The organism is Vibrio sp. MOR3, assembly GCF_001557775.1.
In the GTDB taxonomy this organism is placed as follows: domain Bacteria; phylum Pseudomonadota; class Gammaproteobacteria; order Enterobacterales; family Vibrionaceae; genus Vibrio; species Vibrio jasicida.
The window spans coordinates 203,368-220,268 of sequence record NZ_LNRD01000006.1; the positions used below are offsets into that span (position 1 = coordinate 203,368).

The 16,901-nt window shown below is 46.5% G+C and carries 14 protein-coding genes and 1 pseudogene; 7 read left to right on the forward strand and 8 right to left on the reverse strand.

The window, feature by feature from the left end; all coding sequences use genetic code 11:
* Positions 1–32 precede the first annotated feature (32 nt).
* The 3 genes from ATB76_RS14260 to ATB76_RS14270 form a co-directional block, all read right to left on the reverse strand.
* Positions 33–1,454 (reverse strand): PTS mannitol transporter subunit IICB, encoded by a 1,422-nt coding sequence (locus ATB76_RS14260; RefSeq protein ID WP_104030020.1) that lies wholly within the window; start codon positions 1,452–1,454, stop codon positions 33–35.
* Between the two features lie 12 nt (positions 1,455–1,466).
* Positions 1,467–1,910 carry a PTS sugar transporter subunit IIA gene (locus ATB76_RS14265; protein WP_005425097.1) on the reverse strand — a complete coding sequence of 148 codons (444 nt, stop codon included), beginning with the start codon at positions 1,908–1,910 and terminating at the stop codon, positions 1,467–1,469.
* A 475-nt stretch (positions 1,911–2,385) separates the two neighbouring features.
* Complete coding sequence (locus ATB76_RS14270) at positions 2,386–3,105, reverse strand: GntR family transcriptional regulator (RefSeq protein WP_020194774.1); 720 nt, start codon at positions 3,103–3,105, stop codon at positions 2,386–2,388.
* A 313-nt stretch (positions 3,106–3,418) separates the two neighbouring features.
* On the opposite strand from ATB76_RS14270, the gene mngA reads away from it, so the two are divergent.
* The 3 genes from mngA to manA all read left to right on the forward strand — a co-directional run bounded on the left by mngA (position 3,419) and on the right by manA (position 9,473).
* Complete coding sequence (gene mngA / locus ATB76_RS14275; RefSeq protein WP_038875518.1) at positions 3,419–5,353, forward strand: PTS 2-O-a-mannosyl-D-glycerate transporter subunit IIABC; 1,935 nt, start codon at positions 3,419–3,421, stop codon at positions 5,351–5,353.
* Between the two features lie 156 nt (positions 5,354–5,509).
* Positions 5,510–8,164: a mannosylglycerate hydrolase gene (gene mngB / locus ATB76_RS14280; protein ID WP_061035536.1), complete on the forward strand. Its 2,655-nt coding sequence runs from the start codon at positions 5,510–5,512 to the stop codon at positions 8,162–8,164.
* Between the two features lie 115 nt (positions 8,165–8,279).
* Positions 8,280–9,473, forward strand: coding sequence for a mannose-6-phosphate isomerase, class I (gene manA, locus ATB76_RS14285; RefSeq protein ID WP_061035537.1), 1,194 nt, complete (start codon positions 8,280–8,282; stop codon positions 9,471–9,473).
* Between the two features lie 237 nt (positions 9,474–9,710).
* Here manA and ATB76_RS14290 read toward each other — a convergent pair whose 3' ends face one another.
* Together ATB76_RS14290 and ATB76_RS14295 are read right to left on the reverse strand one after the other, a co-directional pair.
* Entirely contained in the window at positions 9,711–10,097 is a 387-nt protein-coding gene (locus ATB76_RS14290; protein WP_009706192.1) for a heme-binding protein, read from the reverse strand.
* A gap of 9 nt (positions 10,098–10,106) precedes the next feature.
* Complete coding sequence (locus ATB76_RS14295) at positions 10,107–11,075, reverse strand: aldo/keto reductase (protein WP_061035538.1); 969 nt, start codon at positions 11,073–11,075, stop codon at positions 10,107–10,109.
* Between the two features lie 154 nt (positions 11,076–11,229).
* Between ATB76_RS14295 and ATB76_RS14300 the strand changes: the two are divergent.
* Positions 11,230–12,105, forward strand: a pseudogene (locus ATB76_RS14300) (LysR family transcriptional regulator).
* A gap of 9 nt (positions 12,106–12,114) precedes the next feature.
* Here the strand turns inward: ATB76_RS14300 and ATB76_RS14305 are convergent.
* On the reverse strand, positions 12,115–13,887 hold the full coding sequence (locus ATB76_RS14305) for an SgrR family transcriptional regulator (RefSeq protein ID WP_061035539.1): 1,773 nt from the start codon (positions 13,885–13,887) through the stop codon (positions 12,115–12,117).
* A gap of 227 nt (positions 13,888–14,114) precedes the next feature.
* Here ATB76_RS14305 and ATB76_RS28815 point away from each other — a divergent pair, with 227 nt between their 5' ends.
* Both ATB76_RS28815 and ATB76_RS14310 read left to right on the forward strand, forming a co-directional pair.
* Positions 14,115–14,246, forward strand: coding sequence for a hypothetical protein (locus ATB76_RS28815; RefSeq protein ID WP_258070517.1), 132 nt, complete (start codon positions 14,115–14,117; stop codon positions 14,244–14,246).
* Positions 14,247–14,481: 235 nt separating this feature from the next.
* Positions 14,482–15,021, forward strand: coding sequence for a peroxiredoxin family protein (locus tag ATB76_RS14310; RefSeq protein WP_005435499.1), 540 nt, complete (start codon positions 14,482–14,484; stop codon positions 15,019–15,021).
* 114 nt (positions 15,022–15,135) lie between these two features.
* On the opposite strand, the gene ATB76_RS14315 is transcribed toward ATB76_RS14310, so the two are convergent.
* On the reverse strand, positions 15,136–15,504 hold the full coding sequence (locus ATB76_RS14315) for a helix-turn-helix domain-containing protein (RefSeq protein WP_005435493.1): 369 nt from the start codon (positions 15,502–15,504) through the stop codon (positions 15,136–15,138).
* Between the two features lie 167 nt (positions 15,505–15,671).
* Positions 15,672–16,256, reverse strand: a complete 585-nt coding sequence (locus ATB76_RS14320) for an NAD(P)H-dependent oxidoreductase (RefSeq protein WP_005375454.1) — start codon at positions 16,254–16,256, stop codon at positions 15,672–15,674.
* 270 nt (positions 16,257–16,526) lie between these two features.
* On the opposite strand from ATB76_RS14320, the gene ATB76_RS14325 reads away from it, so the two are divergent.
* Positions 16,527–16,868, forward strand: a complete 342-nt coding sequence (locus ATB76_RS14325; protein ID WP_009706198.1) for a winged helix-turn-helix domain-containing protein — start codon at positions 16,527–16,529, stop codon at positions 16,866–16,868.
* Positions 16,869–16,901: the final 33 nt, after the last annotated feature.

A 16,901-nucleotide genomic window follows, 5' to 3' on the forward strand; every position in this document is an offset into this window, starting at 1 on the left:
TGGGGTGGTAGGTGCCACCCCATATTGCATTGTTAGGCTGGTTGCTCAGTCGCGACCGCTTGTTGCTTAATCGTATCCATCAGCTCATTGAGCGCTGGGTCATTGAGGAAGTTCTTAATCGTTACCACTGGCAAGCCTGTTGCTTTGATGGCTCGACTTTCTAAGCTTTCGTGTGTCACGACGATGTCGGCTTCACTTGGGACTTTTTCGATGGCGAAGTTCTTCACTTCAATATCAATCCCAGCTTGAACTAACTTGCGTTTGAAGGTTGAAGCCCCCATCGCGCTTGAGCCCATACCCGCATCACAAGCGAATGCGACAAATGAAATTAGTTTGTTTACTTCTTGTGTTGCAGCAGCAACTGGTTTGATTGTGCCTTCTGCTTTCATGTCTTTCATATCAGAGACAGACTGTTCAAACTCGTCTTCTTTGTCTTCTGCTTTGCTCATCTTCAGAATCGCACTTGCGACAAGGAAGGAAACAATCGTTGCAGTTGTGACGCCTGCGATGGTCGCTAGGAAGCTGCCTTTCGGAGTCAGTGCTAGGTAAGAGAAGATTGAACCTGGACTTGGACCTGCTACCAAACCTGCATCAAGTAGGTTGAAGGTTGCGATACCTGTCGCTGCACCCGCAATCATCGCCAAGATCATGATTGGCTTCATTAACACGTACGGGAAGTACAGCTCATGAATACCACCGAAGAAGTGAATGATGATGGCACTTGGCGCAGAGCGTTTAGACAGACCTTGACCAAACTTCGCATAAGCCAGCAGCATACCAAGACCCGGACCTGGGTTAGATGCCACCATAAAGAAGATAGATTTACCTGTTTCAGCTGCCGCCTGCAGACCTAGTGGGTAATAAATACCTTGGTCGATAGCGTTGTTGAGGAACAGCACTTTCGCAGGCTCGTTAATGATAGCGAGCAGAGGAAGGAATCCCGTTGCCACCAAGGCTTCGATGCCTGATTTCACAAACAAGTTTGCCGCTGTTACTGCAGGACCAACAATCTCGTAGGCGAACAGACACAGGATCATGCCCACAATACCTAGTGAAAAGTTGTTCACCACCATCTCAAAGCCAGAAGGAATAAGGTGTTGGATTCGCTTATCCATTTGTACCACAACCCAAGCACTGAGTGGGCCCATGATCATCGCGCCAACGAACATTGGGATGTCCGCACCAACGATAACACCCATGGTACCGATGGCGCCGGCTACCGCGCCGCGTTTATCACCAACAATCTGACCGCCGGTATAACCAATCAACAGTGGTAATAAGTAAGTAATCATTGGACCAACGAGTTCCCCAAACGCTTCGTTTGGCATCCAACCTGTTGGGATAAAGAGTGCAGTAATAAAGCCCCAAGCGATGAAGGCTCCGATATTTGGCAGCACCATGGCGGTCAAATGACCCCCGAAGGCTTGCACATTGGCTCGCATGTTTGCTTTCACGTTATGTTCCTTTTAGTATGCTTTTATTATGTCTAGCACTTGTTCCTTAGATGAAGCTTGTGCCAGTTTTGCAATGTTCTCTTCGTCCACAAACATCTCGCTCAGCGCTTGAATCACCTCAATGTGGGTATCAGAGTCTTTTGCAGCTAGGGTAATTAGAATGTTGGCAGGACCAAGGTCCGAACCAAAATCAACTGGTGAAGGGAAAATATGAATGCCCAAGCCCGTTTTTAGGACACCGGTTTCTGGGCGAGCATGTGGCATCGCCAGTCCAGGGCACAACACATAGTAAGGACCATTTTCTTCGGTCGATTGGATGATGGCATCCGCGTATTGCTGAGAAACGTAACCTTTGTCTTCTAGGTATTGCGTTGTCTTTTTAACTGCATCTTGCCATTGGTAAGCGCGGTCATTAATAACATCTACTAGTTCGTGGTCGATTAATTCATACAGCATTTTTAAACCCTATCAACAGTTCGGTATCGATGGGTTAATTATCAATAAGAGTAGTAGAACCGCGCAAGCACGCTTCTTTTGTGCAACAAATCACAATTAAATGGCTGTCAATTTGTTTTAATGGACGTAGCTCAAAAATAGACAAAGAAAGTTAGCAACAAATTTTCTTTAAGCAACATGTCAATAGGCATAATTTGAACCTCCGCACCTATCCAAACATTTCTAGAAATTCGCAATAATTTATCTCGATCACATTACGACTCTTGACTCGCTATTTATCGTGATTAAATTCAAACTTCATTTTCCACTAATTCGGCACTAGTGAGTTTCAAACAGGGATAATCATCACACTTGTTTGTTAAAAGAAATCGAAACGTTGCTTAGTTTCAACATATAGCAAGCAGAAGGTCGGAAGAGAAAAGACACAAAAAACCCGCCGAGTGGCGGGTTTAAAATGAAATGCGTAGTATCGCGCTTACGACTTATGACGTTTTGCCACCAGCGTAAACTTGTAGTCAGTCGATTTAAAGTAGTTGCGGCTATATTCAAACACCACATCTCCTTGTAAGAAACCACGCGTGCGCTTTTCAATGATCGGCTCGGCCGGATCAATATCTAGCAACTCTGCAATGTCTTGCGGTGGCAATACCGGGATGATTTCTTGCTCACTGCGATCAATCACCATGCCCTTCTCTTTCTCGATAAAGTGGTACTTAGAACCTTGCATCACTTGGTAGGTGAGGTCTGGGAACATGTCTGTCGGCAGCCAAGTTTCTTCTACCGTGATTGGGTTGTCATCAAGGTAACGAACACGTTTCACGTAAAAGACTTTGTCATCTTCATTAATGTTCAGCGCATCAGCCATCGTGAGCGATGCTTTGGTAATCTCGAACGCGACCACATCACTGTGCGTCACTGCATTTAGGTGCGCCCACTTCTCTGCAAAGCTGGTCTGCTGGTAAATATCGTAGTTAACCTTGTTCTCTTTCACATAGGTACCACTACCTTGCACACTCTCCAGTTCACCATTTTCAATCAGCAATTTTAACGCTTGGCGAACCGTGACTCGGCTACAAGAAAATTCTTCGCGTAACTGAGCTTCGGTAGGAAGAGCGGTTCCTACTTTGTATTCGCCATCGCTGATCTTCTCGCGAATCGCATCCGCAATCTGGCGATACATTGGCAGTCTTGCCATGTTTACCTCTATAAAAACAATACAAATGACCATTCAAGTGAACTTGTTTGAGACAACTCAAGAACCGAGCACACTGGAGTGAACTATCATTGCAAGAAAGACTTGGTTTATGGGCTCTATAATACGAATTCAGGTCAACATGACAAGCACTTGTTCGCATATCGGCATACAAAAACAAGCCAAAACAATACAACAATAATACATATTTTAATTCAACTGCGATCCTGGTCACGGATCATTTGTATTTAAAAGGTATTATTCACATCATTGTTGAATGCACAACAATGTCGAATGTGACAATGGGACAAAAGTTATGAAATTAACCTCTCTTACAAACCCATCGCTGATAAACCTACAAACGACGTTCGAAAGTCGTGACGCAGCGATTCGTGCACTTGCCGACCAGCTAGACCAGCAAGGCAAACTGCATAACAAGGAAGAATACCTACAAGCAGTGTTTGCTCGTGAAGAGCAAGGCCCGACGGCGCTAGGCGAAGGCTTGGCAGTACCGCACGGTAAGACAGATGCAGTAAAAGAGGCGGCATTTGCCGTAGCCACACTAAAACAAGACTTAAAGTGGCAAGGTCTGGATGAAGACGAAGACGTAAACCTGATCTTCCTAATCGCAATTCCAAACGCGGAAGCAGGTTCAACACACATGCACCTGCTGACCGAACTGACCACAACGCTAGTGGATGACGATGTTCGTGAAGCAGTGTTAAATGCTACAAATGTAGAACAAATTTTCGCTTTGCTTGATGGTCAAGCAGAGCAAGAAGAAAAACAAGACCAATTAGATACAAATGCACCAACCATCGTTTGTGTGACGGCTTGCCCTGCGGGTATTGCGCACACTTACATGGCAGCAGAATACCTAGAGAAGACAGGTAAGAAGCTGGGTTACAACGTGCATGTTGAAAAGCAAGGCGCAAACGGGATTGAAGATCGTCTGACTGCTGAACAGCTCAACAGTGCAACTGCGGTCGTCTTCGCGGCTGAAGTGGCAATCAAAGAGTTAGAGCGTTTTGACGGTATTCCTCGTGTAGAAGTGCCAGTAGCAGAGCCAATCAAACACTCTGAGCGCATTCTTAACGAAGCGGTTGAAGCAGGTAAAGCAGGTCGAAGCGCAGACGCTGCAGTTGCAACCAACGACAAACCGAAAAAGCTACCACTTAAAACTGAACTAAAACAAGCACTGCTATCAGGTATCTCTTACGCAGTTCCTCTTATCGTTGCTGGCGGTACCGTACTTGCTGTTGCCGTGCTATTGGCACAAATGTTCAACCTACAAGATTTGTATGCAGAAGAAGGCTCTTGGCTGTGGATGTACCGCAAGCTAGGTGGTGGTCTACTGGGTACATTGATGGTTCCTGTACTAGCAGCATACACCGCTTACTCATTGGCAGATAAACCAGCGCTTGGTCCAGGCTTTGCCGCAGGTATCGCTGCGAACCTTATCGGCTCAGGCTTCCTTGGCGGTGTTGTCGGTGGTTTGATTGCTGGTTACGTCATGCGCTGGGTAAAAGAAAACGTACGTTTAAACCCTGCGTTCAACGGCTTCCTAACCTTCTACCTATACCCGGTTATCGGTACTTTGGTTGCTGGCTCATTGATGCTGTTCGTTATCGGTAAACCTGTTGCTTGGCTAAACCAAGGTTTGACGGACTGGCTAAACGGCATGTCTGGCACCAACGCCCTACTTCTAGGCGCAGTAATTGGTTTATTCGTATCGTTCGACCTTGGCGGTCCAGTCAACAAAGCCGCTTACGCATTCTGTCTGGGTGCAATGGCAAACGGTGTTTACGGCCCATACGCTATCTTCGGCTCAGTGAAAATGGTCTCTGCGTTCACGGTAACGGCTTCAACCATGCTTGCACCTCGCCTGTTTAAAGATTTCGAAATCGAGACGGGTAAATCAACTTGGTTGCTTGGTCTAGCGGGCATCACTGAAGGTGCGATTCCGATGGCTATCGAAGACCCAATCCGCGTTATTGGCTCGTTCTTACTTGGTTCTGTCGTAACAGGTGCAATGGTAGGTGCTGCTGGCGTAGGTCTATCGACTCCAGGTGCAGGTATCTTCTCAATCTTCCTACTACACGATGCAGGTCTAGGCGCATTCACTGCTGCGGCAATCTGGTTTGGCGCTGCGCTGATTGGTGCAACTATCTCGACCATCACTCTCATCATGTGGCGAGCACACGCAGTAAAAAAGGGCAAATTTGTCACTGAGGCTGCTGCTCAGCCATAACCCGAATCATTCATAGATTCGCTCAACACAAACTTTGGGCGTGGGATTTCTGCGCCCTAAATATTCGTCGGCAAGCATAAACGCCGCAAAAACGAATAGAAAACAATCAAATTTAAAACAAATTAACGGCAATTATTGCCTAAGACGGTAAAAGTTATGACTACATCTCGCGTTCATATTACTCCTCACATGCACTGGGATCGTGAATGGTACTTCACTACAGAAGAGTCTCGCATTCTACTAGTGAACAACATGGAAGAAATCATGACTCGTCTGGAAAACGATCCAGACTACAAATACTACGTTCTAGACGGTCAAACCGCAGTTCTGGAAGATTACTTCGCAATCAAGCCAGAAAACAAAGAGCGCGTACGTGAGCTAGCACAAGCTGGCAAACTGATTGTTGGCCCTTGGTACTCTCAAACGGATACAATGCAAGTATCTGGTGAATCTATCGTACGTAACATGCTTTACGGATTGCGCGACTGTCTAGCTCTAGGTGAGCCAATGAAGATTGGTTACCTACCAGATTCATTCTCTATGAGCGCTCAGCTGCCAGCTATCTACAAAGGTTTTGGCATCAATCGCGCTATGTTCTGGCGTGGTTGTTCAGAGCGTCACGGCACAGATAAAACCGAATTCTTGTGGCAATCAAACGATGGCAGCGAAGTCTCTGCGCAAGTACTGCCACTGGGCTACGCGATTGGTAAATACCTACCGCAAGACGAAGAAGGTCTGCGCGCACGTCTAGATAAATACTTCCCAGTGCTAGAAAAGCCGTCGGTAACCAAAGACATCTTACTACCAAACGGTCACGACCAAATGCCTATCCAAAAAGACATCTTCGAGGTGATGGATAAGCTACGTGAAATCTACCCAGACAAAGAATTCAAAATGAGCCGCTTTGAAGAAGTGTTCGAGCGTATTGAAGCCGAGCGCGATCAGCTTGATACCATCAAAGGCGAGTTCAACGACGGGAAATACATGCGTGTTCACCGTACTATTTCTTCAACACGTATGGACATCAAACTGATCCACGCAGAAGTAGAGAACAAGATCGTAAACATTCTTGAGCCATTAGCGTCTATCGCATGGACACTGGGCTTTGAATACCACCACGGTCTAATCGAGAAGATGTGGAAAGAGAGCATGAAGAACCACGCTCACGACTCGATTGGCTGCTGCTGTTCAGACAAGGTACACGCAGAGATCTTGAACCGTTACATCCTTGCGGACGATATGGCGACTAACCTGATCAACTTCTACAAACGTAAGATTGTTGACCACATGCCAGCACGCGAAGGTTGCGACAAGCTAGCACTATTCAACCTATCGCCATACGCTCGTGAAGAAGTGGTAAACACCACCATAACTATCCGTGCAGAACAGTTCAACCTGTTTGATGAAAACGACACGCCAGTTGAGTACTTCATCCAAGATCAACGCGTGATCGACCCAGGTAAGATTGACCGTCAAATCGTTCACTACGGTAACTACGACCCGTTCATCGAATACGATATTCAAATCAAGCACACTGTGCCAGCGATGGGCTTCACTACCTTACACATTCAAGCGAATGAGAAAGGCACGCAAAAAGTGGCTGAGCAGAAAGCTTTCTCATATGAAAATAGCCTGCTGGAGAATGAATTCTACCGCATCAACGTAAACGCGAATGGCACTCTGAACATCTTCGACAAAGAGACAGAGCACCTTTACGAACAAGCGCTGCGCATTGAAGATGGCTCTGACGATGGCGACGAATACGACTACTCACCTTCTCGTAAAGAGTGGCTACTGTACTCAGACGAATTCGACGCAGAAGTGAATGTGAAGCACGAAGGTTTCCAATCTGTGGCAACCATCAAGCTGCGCATGAACTTGCCTGAGGATCTACAACAACGTGAAGAGCGCACAGGTCAAAACGGTTACCTAGACGTGAACTGCCAAGTGGTTCTAAAACAAGGTACACGCCGTATTGAAGTTCGTATGGAGCTGGATAACCAAGCTGACGACCACCGCGTTCGCGTATTAGTACCAACGCCGTTTGTGTCTGAAACCGTAGTAGCAGACAACCAGTTCGGTTTGATCACTCGCCCAACGAACGATCCAGAAATGGCGAACTGGGAAGCAGACGGCTGGAAAGAAGCACCAGTGCCGGTTTACCAGCTAATGAACTTTGCTGCGGTTGAGAACGCACAAGGTGGTATGGCGCTAATGAGCAACGGTCTGCGTGAGTTTGAAGTGATTTCAAGCCAAGGCAATGAAGAGCGTGACACATTCGCCCTAACCCTTCTGCGTGGTATCGGCGTATTGGGTAAAGAAGAGTTGTTGCTTCGTCCGGGTCGTCCATCTGGTATCAAGATCCCGACGCCAGATTCACAAGTACGCGGCAAGATCGTTTGTGAGTTCGCACTATTTGGTTTCACGGGCAACCACATCGACGCAAACGTAATGGCGGCAGCGCGTGACAACGTGACTCCAATCCAGTGCTACAACAAGATCCCTTACAACGCGATGAAACTGAACGTAGGCGAGCAAAATTTACCGCTAACGCACAGCTTGCTAAACAAATCGCTAGAAGGCGCAGTACTGAGCGTACTGAAGAAGGCGGAAGACGAGGATGCACTCATCCTGCGCGTCTACAACCCATCAGAGAGCGAAGTGATTAACGACACCGTGGCATTTACTTCTGCAGTAACGTCATGGAAAGAAACACAGCTAGACGAGAAAGTGCTACCAAACGAGGTAGACACAGCATCGTTCGGCACGCTGAAACCGTGTCAGGTTAAGTCTTTCCAAGTGAAGTTCTAATCCGATTCTCGGGATAAGGCCATCGACTAGATAGCCCGTCCAAACCGACTCAGGCTTGCTCTCATCGTGGAGCAAGCCTCTCCTCTTCTTTCGTTCCAATCAAGAGAATATCGCCATGCAACACGCTCTATTCAAACTGGACAATGTAATTCAAAACTACGCCTGGGGCAGCCACACCTCGATCCATGATTTATTCGGCATCGACAATCCAGCGAACGAGCCACAAGCAGAAATCTGGATGGGTGCTCATCCAAACGGTTGTTCAAAGCTTGCCGACACCAAACAACTGCTGTCAGAAGTCATCAACCAAAACAAAACGCAATCGCTGGGTGATTACACCGCGGCACGTTTTGGTGAACTGCCATTCCTATTCAAAGTATTGGCGGCTGAAACACCGCTGTCTATCCAAGTACACCCTAGTAAGCACAAAGCGGAAATGGGCTTCGCTCGTGAAAACGAACAAGGCATCCCGCTGAATGCTGCAAACCGTAACTACAAAGATCCAAACCACAAACCAGAGTTGGTTTACGCGCTGACGTTTTACAAAGCGATGAACGGCTTCCGCCCAATTGAACAGATCTTATCTCTGTTTGAGCAAGCGAACATCTCTACTCTAGAGACAGAAATCAACGCACTGAAAGCCACACCAAACAGTGAAGGTCTTAAAGTGTTCTTCTCAGCAATTATGTCGTTAGAAGGCGAGCGCAAACAGCAGGCTTTGAATGAGCTATACGCAAGCCTAGAGCGCCCTACGAAAACCGCTATGGCACGAGAAGCTTACGGTTATATTCAAGACTTCCGTCAGCATTACGCGGACGATATTGGTCTGTTTTCACCATTGATGTTGAACACGATTGAACTCGCTCCGGGCGAAGCGATGTTCCTCCATGCAGAAACGCCGCACGCATATGTTCAAGGGACAGGTTTGGAGATCATGGCGAACTCAGACAACGTGCTGCGCGCTGGCTTAACACCTAAGTACATCGATGTTCCTGAGCTTATCGACAACACCATCTTCAATGCGATTGACCCAGAACAAATCAAGCTCGCGCCCGTACATAAACAAGGCAAGCTTAGTTACCCAATTCCGGTGGATGATTTCGGTTTTGAAGTGATGGCAGTTGAAGGTACAGCAACGACTCAATTCGTACGTAGCGCAGAGATTTTGTTTTGTATCGAAGGGGAAATCTCGGTTTCTAGCCAAGACGATCACATCACTTTGAAAGCGGGTGAATCGGTATTCGTCTGCAGCAACTCAGTAAAGTACGCTTGCCAAGGTCACGGAACCTTAGCTCGCGCCTTTAACTGATTGGCAAAATGAACTGACAGCTTATTGGATAGTGGCTTTCTGTTATCCAGTAAGCACGCTCCTAACCTAGGTTTGCGCTGATTTTGTCAGTGGTCAGCAATAACCACCTTGTCACGCTCCACTTCGATGACGCTTTTCGAAGACGAGCAGGCATTTACCGTTGATATTCGTGGTCAACTCCATCATTTTGACCATCCCCACCAATGTCTAGCGAAGAGCATTGGTGGGATTTTTTGTTTACAGCGCTTTTAATACTTCCATCGCAAGCGCTTCATCGTCTTGCTCTGCCAACCCACTGATGCCAATTGCACCGACGACTTTCCCCTCTTGTTCTACAGGTACACCGCCCATAAAGCCTGTGATCTTTGGGTCAGTCCAATAACTCAACTGCTTACCCGTCTCACGAGCCCAAGCGCCCAGATTGCCACTAGGCTGACGGTCTCTAGCCGAGGTGTAGGCTTTATTTTGTGCCAACAAACCTGCTTGCACGCTCACATCATCCATTCGGGCAAAACCGAGCAACTCACCATGTGTATCAACCACAGCAACCGCAATGTTTTGCTTACGAGCAGCAGCAATTTCCAATGCCGTTTGAATCAGAGTTTGAACTTGTACGTATTTCATTTTTCTCTCCTACGGGATCTCATGACCAAGGGTTTTCTCGAACAATCCATACCAATGACTGCGTGATAGCGTGGCGTTCTCTACTTGAGCACAAGCGCGAATACGCTGTGGGTTTGCAGTACCAATAACAGGCTGAATTTGGTTTGGATGACGCGTCAAGAAGGCTAAAACAATCGCCTCAGACGACACGCCATATTCAGCTGCTAGCGCCATCACCATCTCCGCTGCCTGTCTAGTATTGTGATAATCAGAATGTAAGCCACGCTCTGAGAATCTTCCCTGCGCCATACTGCCCCACGCTTGCAGTTGGATATTGTGCCTACGGGCATGTTCCAGTGTTCCCGCAACGTAGTCAGATGCAGACGAAGGAAGGCCCATGCCCTGCTTGATGAAGTCAGACTTAGCCAGACTCATTTCCAACTGGTTCGCCACAACAACTTCGCCCGTTGCTTGTTGGAGAAGATCAATTTGAGCACTGTTCATGTTAGAAACACCGAAGTGGTTAACTTTGCCAGCTTGTTTCAGGGCTTGTAGCGCTGTGCCTAGTTCTTCAAATTCAACCAAAAGATCAGGACGATGCAGCATCAAAACATCAAGATTCTCCACGCCAAGGCGCTCAAGAATGCCCTCAACAGAAGCCGTCACCCATTTAGCAGAGAAGTCATACTGCTTAACACCTTGCTCATCTCCTAGACGGATGCCGCACTTGGATTGCAGATAAATTCGTTCTCGTAACATTGAGTCATTGGCTAAGATGCGCCCAAATACTTCTTCTGCCTTACCGAATTTGTAGATATCAGCATGATCAAAGAGATTGATGCCAACCTCTAATGCTGCCTCTACAGCGGCATAAGCTTGGTTTTCATCTTGGGCGGTTAATGGGTTGCGATTCCACTCCCCTCCTAGCCCCATGCAGCCGAAGACCAAGCGGCTAACGTTAGGTAAGGTTTTGGCGAGCGGTAGTGTTGGATTGTTCATCGTTGTTCTCACTTTTCCGATTTCTGCATTTTCAATTTCTTAAGTTAACTCGAACCATCTTACCGTTCGTAAAAATTAGTTTAATACCGTAAAATTGAATTCATTATCCTCGCTACCGAACAATTAAAGCGAACAATAAAGACGAACAATCGAGATGGCAGATTACAAAAGAATTGAAAAACTGATGCTGTTTGCCGAAGTGGCTCAAACACTCAACTTTTCTAGGGCAGCGGAGCAACTTGGCATTTCTAAAAGTTACCTGTCAGAACAAATCAAGCGATTGGAATCGGAACTCGCTACGCCTTTGATTGTTCGAACCACACGCAGCGTGAGACTAACGGCAGAAGGTGAATCGATCTTTGCACAAGCGGAAGATCTCAAACGCCGCGTAATGGAAATGGAAAAGAGTTTAAGTCAGCAATCTGAGCAAATAGACGGTCTGATTCGACTTACCGCTCCCAAGATGTTTGCTGAAGCGGTGCTGCATGATTTATGCGTAGCGTTTCGCGCTCTACATCCAAACGTAGAGTTCGAGATCCTTTCTAGCTATCAAGCGTTTAATCTGACAGAAACCAGCGTCGACTTTGCGTTTCGAGCGACATGAACGCCACCCGAGAATATGATTGCGCATCACCTTTTGGACTACTATCACTGGCTGGTTGCTTCTCCTCAGTATCTGCAAGAAAAAGGCTCACCGGAGACGTTAGTGGATTTAAAACAGCATCAATGCTTAACCACACTGCATCAAAAAGAATGGCCTTTAAAAACGGGAACAGTTCAAACCCAAGGTTGGCTTTCTACCAATGAAAACCGCTTACTTAAAGAATCAGCCCTGTCTGGCAATGGCGTTGCACGATTAGCAAGTTACTTTGTCGAGCAAGACGTTGAACACGGCCGTCTAGTGCAGGTTCTGTCGGAAGAAACTGACCACCAGCACAACGCGGTTTACTTGGTGTATCCGCAACTCATCTATCAATCGGCGAAAACCAAAGCCTTCATTGAATTCGTGAAACAGCACTTTGCTAAATAAGTAAGACAGTTAATCCGCTGACCACACCGAGCGAATATCTGGCCAACCCCAGTTGGTTAAAGCAACATCTTCCAATACACCATGGAAGCGCAAAGTTTGCGTATGGTGGAACATAGGTGCAATCCAGTATTCGCTGACGAGTGTGGAAGCAATAGGTTCAAGCGCTTTGAGGTAACCTTCTAGCGAGGTATACGCGCGCACTTTCTCTAATTGCTCATCCAACCAAGTCGCATTCTCTTCACCCAAAGTGTGGTGCAACACGGTATTGCTAAAGAAGTTGGTAAACGCCGATGCATGACGGTTGTCATCTAAGTTGATGTTCGTCACCACCAAGGTTTCATCTAGCGTGCCGTTTTTGGCTTTTTCGCTTAGCTCTCGGTAGGAATACATCACAATGCCGACTTTGCTTCCCGTCCCTTCAAGTAGGTTAGCAATTGCACGCGCACACCGTCTCAATGCTGTGTAGTTGTATCCTGCGATGGTGATATGTTTAGGCAGTTTGCTTTCTTCACCAAACGGTCTTAGTACGGGCTTCCACGTTGGCAACATGTTGTAAGCAGGCACACTTCCAAACACGATCTTTTCTTTGCGCATCACATCAGCAAGTCGCTCCGGTTGAATCAACTCGGCGATATAACGACGCTGCGCTTGAGACAGAGGATACTTGGCATGTTGATTAAATAAGGCAAACAAGCAACCGTCCTCGGTGCGACTGTGCTGACTAGCCGGAGCCGTTTCTGCATCTTGTGTCGACATGTAATGCCCGCACATGCTGTCGGCAAGCTCGTCGTCTGCTTTTTCTACCTGCTTAGGCGGTGTATTCGCGGCTAGAGATGGGTTCTCCATTTTCTCATCATTAACGATCCAGATCGTCACCATGTCGGTCAGTACTCGACACGCGTAATAGCCGTCAAAAGCTTGCAGTTTCAATCGATGAGCACTGTGTTCAATCACAGAGAAAGGACCACTGCCAACGACCAAATTGTTATTGGCAACGTTCACTTGGCTAACGGGTTGGATGCCGTACTTCACGCCAGAAATAAGCCCAGCAAAACCCAAATCTGGCTTACTGAGGGTAAACACGACCTTAAGTGGGTTTGGCGCGGTAATGTTATCGACATGAGCTAGCTCTTTCTCATACAACTCAAGAGAACTGAGTTTGGCAAACAGGCTAACAACGGTATCGGCATCAATCGGTGCGCCATTGTGAAAAGTTAAGCCTGGGCGCAGGTAAAAGGTCCATTCGAAACTTTTCTCGTCATAACGCCAATGATGAGCAAGTTCTGGCTTCACCACTCCGTTGTAGTCACTGGATACCAAACAACAGTAGATTTGACGCAAGAAGAAGCGCTCACTGCTTCGATGCAGTTGATGAGGAACAATACGCTCAAACATACGTTTGTAGGTGAGCTGAATGTTGAGTCGACCTTCTTGAACAGACGCTCCTGAAGTCGTTTTGAGCAAACGTCCAAACGCCGCTTCATCTTCATCGAGAATCGCCAACGCTTTTTCGTATTTACCCAGTTTGATTCGCTCCAGTGCGAGGCTTTCTTTTAACGCACTCAACTCGATGTTCAGCAATAACGTTGAACGCTGATTTCGTCCCGCTTTTGGCAGCCAACTCAACCATGCTTGCTCCTGCATTTGCGACAGTAAGCTGCGTGCATGGCGAGGAGAAGTGAACAACAAGTCAGCGACTTCCTGCAATGTGGTTTTGGCTTCACTCCCCACGCCAAAGGGAGTGAGTCGTTGGTAGTAGCGGAACAAGTTGAGATCAGACACCGCGCGCCCTCAAAAAGTGGATATAGGTTTATTTTACTCAACTTATCCGAGAGAAAATAAGAAAACTTCCAAACACTTTGTTCCCCTTTTTTCCCCCACTAACACAAAAATCGGTGAGTTAGCGCACCTTCTGGGGCTAACTAGGAATAAACCACAGAAATCTACTCTCTTTTTCAGCTCCTCTTTTCTTCGCATACTGACCCTGTCAGCAACAAGGAGGAAACACTATGCGATTCCGATTTCGATCAGCGAAAGACATGCCTACGATGGCAACCTATTTCCGAGAGCGCGTTGCGCATTCGGACAACAAGCTTGAAGTAATGGCTCTGGTAACAATGAACGATTTCTTCAACTGGTAAACGAACCTTAAGCAGAACTTAGCTCCTGATACTACACCCCCACTTCGTTGTATCTTTAAGTTCTGCTTTCCTCTTCTAACTGTTTCTTTTTCTTGCCATTCATTATCTAGGTTACCAAAAGTTAACTAGTTGAAATGCCGTAAAACTGGGTCTACATTGAAGTCTCACCCCCTACACAATCGCTTTTATTGAGAAGGGGCATCCATGGATATATACCACCAATTCGGGAGTCATTATGGCAACTTCAGTGAAACTTAAAGCGGGCGACAGCTTCCCTTCTCTTCAAGCAACCTTGCTAGATGGTTCAAGCGTGACGTTAGGTCAGCCGCAAGGTGATGCGACTTGGCAAGCCGTATTCGTTTATCGTGGTAAACACTGTCCTCTTTGTACCAAATACCTCAATGAGTTAGAGGGCTACAAGCAAGCTTTTGCAGAAGCAGGCGTTGATATTCTTGCGGTTTCTGGCGATTCAAAAGAACAGCTTGAGGGACATCTAGAGAAACTCGAAATCAGCTTCCCGATTGCTTACGGCCTAACTGAAGAACAAATGAAAACATTGGGTCTGTACATTTCACTGCCTCGTTCAGAGCAAGAAACTGACCATAACTTCGCAGAACCAGGTCTGTTTGTGGTGAATGAACACGGCAACTTGCACGTGGTGGATATTTCAAACAACCCGTTTGTTCGACCGGAGCTTGGCGCGCTATCACGTGGTTTGGCTTGGATTCGTAATCCAGACAACAACTACCCTATTCGTGGTACGTTGGACTACTAAGCGGATTACGCCCAATCAGTCCCAAACAACAATCAAACATAAAAAATGCCAGCGATGTGCTGGCATTTTTATTGGCTTAAACCGTTAAGCGATGATGAGATACAAGAGACCGCGTTATTTACGCAACTCAATCTGGTGAGTCTCAGACCAGATTCGCAAATCATCAAGAATCTTAAGTGCGGTACGGCCGAACTCTGTTAGCTCATAGCTGACTGCAATTGGGCGATCGCTGATCACTTTGCGCACCACCATACCTTCCGCTTCCAGCTCTTTAAGGCGTTGGTCAATCATCTTTTTGCTTGCGCCGCCTAGCATGCGTGCTAAGTCATTGAAGCGAACTGGGCCGTCTTTCAAATGAAAAATCAAAGAGCCTTTCCATTTACCACCAATTAGACGCATCCCTTTCTCGATAGCACATGGCTCTGCACATACGTTCGCCACTGACTTACGACCTTTGCTATCTACACTGATTCTGCTTTCCACAATACACCTCAAGATACGCACCTAATCTAGGTAACGAAAAGTAAGCTAGATACATTTAGTGCTTTAGAGTAATAAAAACGTCACCTCGCCGCAAACAAATAAAAATGGACCGCATGCAGCAGTCCATCTCAATCCATCATTCAGTTCGCACTATGTTTCTAAAAGGATTAGAAGTTTTCGTTAATGTGCGCTTCGAAACGAACAAAATCGTTTTCGATATCTGCATTCTTCATCACGTCGTAACAAGCGAATGTAGGCAGTGCTGACATACCAAAGAAGCGGAAGTTAGCGTGCATGTGGAACATCAAATCGTCCACGCCTTTACCTTGGAATAGGTATTCGTTCTCATCATCAAACGATTCTTCTGGCGCGTTGAATGTCAGTGACAGCATGTATTTGCTGTTGGTTTGAGTACCGCCTGTACCATAATTTTTCTTTGGTTCTTCTGCGCTACGGCCATCGAATGCACACAGTGCGCCGCCCATACCCGCAGTAAACACGTCGTCCATGTATTTTTTGAATGACCAAGGCACAGACATCCAGTTGATTGGGCTTTGGATGATCACACGATCAGCCCATTCAAAATGTGCAAGTTGCTCATCTACGTTGATCTCATCTTGCATTGTCACAACGCGAACCTCATGGCCTTTTGCTTGCAGAAGCGTCTGTGCTTTGTCGACAAGAGAAGCGTTTAAACGACCTTCTGAGTATGGTGATGGTTCGTGTGCGTTGATGATCAGTACGTTGCTCATGGGATTACCTTTAAATAAGTTCACAAGATGACGCAATAACCATTGTGCGTCGGATGTGGTTTATTATGGTAACCTAGAAATATAGTGCAATTAGTTAACTTTTAGTAACCTATTTGATTTTTTACTATGTCACTGTTTTTAAAAGATATATTCTTTCAGCTTTTTATTCATCGTTATTTCCCGATTAATTTTTTCATCGAGTTGTTGCATCTTCCACAGAGCAGGCGTACACTCTATCGCAATTCGACGATTAACTATTAAGGCCAGCGAATGAGTGATAAGTGCAACGACACGTGCGAAGTTGTTTTTCAGACAACACAACAACAGCTCGAGAAAGAACAAACTCTAGCAGCACAAGCAAAAGCTTTGTCACATCCAGCACGTTTGCGCATTCTGCATATCCTGCACACGCTCGATACCATGGGCGGTTGTTTGAACAGTGATTTGGTTTCTGAACTGGGTCTTGCGCAATCTACTGTTTCCGAGCACTTGCGTATTCTAAAGCAAGCTGGCTTTATCAGCGCCGAGCCAAACCCACCTAAGGTGTGTTACCGCATTCAACGCGACGCGTTTGATCAGTTCAATCTAGGATTTTCCAAGTTATTTGATTAATTCCCTTTGCACGCTGGTCAGGCGTGCAGAGAT

Excerpts from the sequence above, each read along its gene's own strand:
- ATB76_RS14265 (WP_005425097.1), bottom strand. The coding sequence starts at position 1,910 with ATGCTGTATGAATTAATCGACCACGAACTAGTAGATGTTATTAATGAC.
- ATB76_RS14270 (WP_020194774.1), bottom strand. The coding sequence starts at position 3,105 with ATGGCAAGACTGCCAATGTATCGCCAGATTGCGGATGCGATTCGCGAG.
- mngA (WP_038875518.1), top strand. The coding sequence starts at position 3,419 with ATGAAATTAACCTCTCTTACAAACCCATCGCTGATAAACCTACAAACG.
- mngB (WP_061035536.1), top strand. The coding sequence starts at position 5,510 with ATGACTACATCTCGCGTTCATATTACTCCTCACATGCACTGGGATCGT.
- manA (WP_061035537.1), top strand. The coding sequence starts at position 8,280 with ATGCAACACGCTCTATTCAAACTGGACAATGTAATTCAAAACTACGCC.
- ATB76_RS14290 (WP_009706192.1), bottom strand. The coding sequence starts at position 10,097 with ATGAAATACGTACAAGTTCAAACTCTGATTCAAACGGCATTGGAAATT.
- ATB76_RS14295 (WP_061035538.1), bottom strand. The coding sequence starts at position 11,075 with ATGAACAATCCAACACTACCGCTCGCCAAAACCTTACCTAACGTTAGC.
- ATB76_RS28815 (WP_258070517.1), top strand. The coding sequence starts at position 14,115 with ATGCGATTCCGATTTCGATCAGCGAAAGACATGCCTACGATGGCAACC.
- ATB76_RS14310 (WP_005435499.1), top strand. The coding sequence starts at position 14,482 with ATGGCAACTTCAGTGAAACTTAAAGCGGGCGACAGCTTCCCTTCTCTT.
- ATB76_RS14320 (WP_005375454.1), bottom strand. The coding sequence starts at position 16,256 with ATGAGCAACGTACTGATCATCAACGCACACGAACCATCACCATACTCA.
- ATB76_RS14325 (WP_009706198.1), top strand. The coding sequence starts at position 16,527 with ATGAGTGATAAGTGCAACGACACGTGCGAAGTTGTTTTTCAGACAACA.